We start from the raw sequence: 1,846 nt of genomic DNA on the forward strand, positions 1-1,846 counted from the left end.
TAAGCTTTGGAACAATATTAATCTGTCTTGTCGTCATTCATTGTTAAAGGAGCAATTTCTACACGCGTTATCATCTTAATGGCTCCCCCATCTTCACCCGTCACTTGCAAGGGCAAGATCTTCCCAAGCAACGCTAAATAAGCAGCGGGGCATTCCATAGCCTGCTTTTCCAAATAAGAGATCAAACCATCCTTGCCAATTTTATTCCCAGCATTCTCAGCAGCCTTAACCACTGCTTCTTTTAAAATGCGCGTCACTTTATTTGGTACACCTTTGATACGCCCCATTCCTGCCTTAGGGGGTTTATATTTTTTCTTTGTTTGAGAAAGCTGTTCTGTATTTTGTGATGTCATAAAATACACCCTCCAGATAATAAAAAACCCCGCATTCGCGGGGATTTTGAACTGTACATTTCCCTCTCTAGACACAATACGCCCAAGTACAGCAATGTCATTAAATACGATTTGCTACACTTTGTCAACACAAAAATAACACATATTGATATATTCAAAGGGAATCTGTTAGATAAATAAGCTATAAATTAAAGGTAGAAATAATGAAATCATTATCCATAACACTCGTAATAATATTTATAGCTTTCTTTTCGATATCAGTGTTATCAAGATACACTAGTGTAGATAGTTTAGAACAATACGATAAACTTTACGAAAAATATGTAAGTGAAAATTATCAAAACTTAGAATATCATCAAAAATTAGCAAAGGCAAAAGAATCGGTGAAGTATTTAAAAACATTCATGGAATGGACTGTAAACATACCCCATGACGAGAGCCCGTTTTGGAAGCATTTAATAACACTACCTAGCAATCCTCCAGAATTTAATATTTTAAAACATTATCACATAGTGCTTGTTTTTTGTGGTCGTTTTGCTGATTTATTACAAGGTGATAAAAGTATGCCCACAGTTACATTTAACGACCTACAAACAGAACTTAAGAAATACGGTAGTATTTTTAACAACTGGCATAATATAGAAACTACTTTCTTTCAGGCAAAATTTGAAACACATTTTAATGATCCAATGTTTGAGTATGCAGAAAAATTTTTGAATTCTCCAAATGGCATTAGCAGAAAAGAACAAACTATTCGTACAGAGCACATGATACTAGGACATGAAAGCGTTCGTTTACAAAATACAGTAAATATGTGCTCTATTGCTATAAATGTACATAGAGAAATGATGCCCGAAGAAAACGTAAGGCCACCAGTGAGATATAGCTATTTTGAAAAATGGAAGCAATATTTAAAAATTTTTTAAACTAATGATTAAATACTTATGAAGCACGTTAAGAACAACGCGTAATGAATTCACAAGATATGGTAGCGTTTGATCTTCTATAACGAGGTACTGTAGCGCTGCATAAAGATTATACTGTCTATAGAGGCATTGGGCTTCTTTTAGTGCCTCTTGCGTGTTGATAAACTGCTCTGTTGCAAATTCTACCCATTTATCTCTTGCCTTATCATCAGATGATGACGGCATTTCCTCATAAATCGCATTAGGAAAGCCTTTTGCACACAAATAGTCGTTTCTTATCTGTAGATATTGTTGCGCAGCATCATACTGCTCTTGTGTAATCACACCTTGCAAACAAAGTCGCCCTATGTAAGTACCAGAGAGCGGATTTTTTGCCTCTTGTAGCGTTAAACCGAAGCGCTTTGCACGCATTTCTATTGCCAATTGATCAGCAGCTTCACGAGATGTTTTAGAGCGTGATATACGACCATTAGCTTCTCTTACCTGCCCTGTTATTTTAGGGCGTCCCCTCTTTTTGTTTCTTTTCACAACACCGCCTTCTGTTTAAAAAGGAACACTATCATTCAT

The 1,846-nt window shown here is 35.9% G+C and carries 3 protein-coding genes; 1 reads left to right on the forward strand and 2 read right to left on the reverse strand.

The window, feature by feature from the left end; genetic code table 11:
• Positions 1 to 17: 17 nt before the first annotated feature.
• Entirely contained in the window at positions 18 to 353 is a 336-nt protein-coding gene (locus ABID23_RS07855) for a hypothetical protein (RefSeq protein WP_354190929.1), read from the reverse strand.
• 203 nt (positions 354 to 556) lie between these two features.
• Between ABID23_RS07855 and ABID23_RS07860 the strand changes: the two genes are divergently transcribed.
• Positions 557 to 1,279, forward strand: a complete 723-nt coding sequence (locus tag ABID23_RS07860; protein ID WP_354190931.1) for a hypothetical protein — start codon at positions 557 to 559, stop codon at positions 1,277 to 1,279.
• Here ABID23_RS07860 and ABID23_RS07865 read toward each other — a convergent pair.
• A complete protein-coding gene (locus ABID23_RS07865; protein ID WP_354190933.1) occupies positions 1,265 to 1,807 on the reverse strand; it encodes a hypothetical protein in 543 nt (180 codons plus the stop codon). The genes ABID23_RS07860 and ABID23_RS07865 overlap by 15 nt on opposite strands.
• Positions 1,808 to 1,846 lie beyond the last annotated feature (39 nt).

Origin of the sequence: Bartonella silvatica, assembly GCF_040545155.1 — a bacterium.
Taxonomy (GTDB): Bacteria; Pseudomonadota; Alphaproteobacteria; order Rhizobiales; family Rhizobiaceae; genus Bartonella; species Bartonella silvatica.

Bases quoted from the DNA above. Each gene is read 5' to 3' on its own strand.
- ABID23_RS07855 (WP_354190929.1), bottom strand. From the start codon at position 353: ATGACATCACAAAATACAGAACAGCTTTCTCAAACAAAGAAAAAATAT.
- ABID23_RS07860 (WP_354190931.1), top strand. From the start codon at position 557: ATGAAATCATTATCCATAACACTCGTAATAATATTTATAGCTTTCTTT.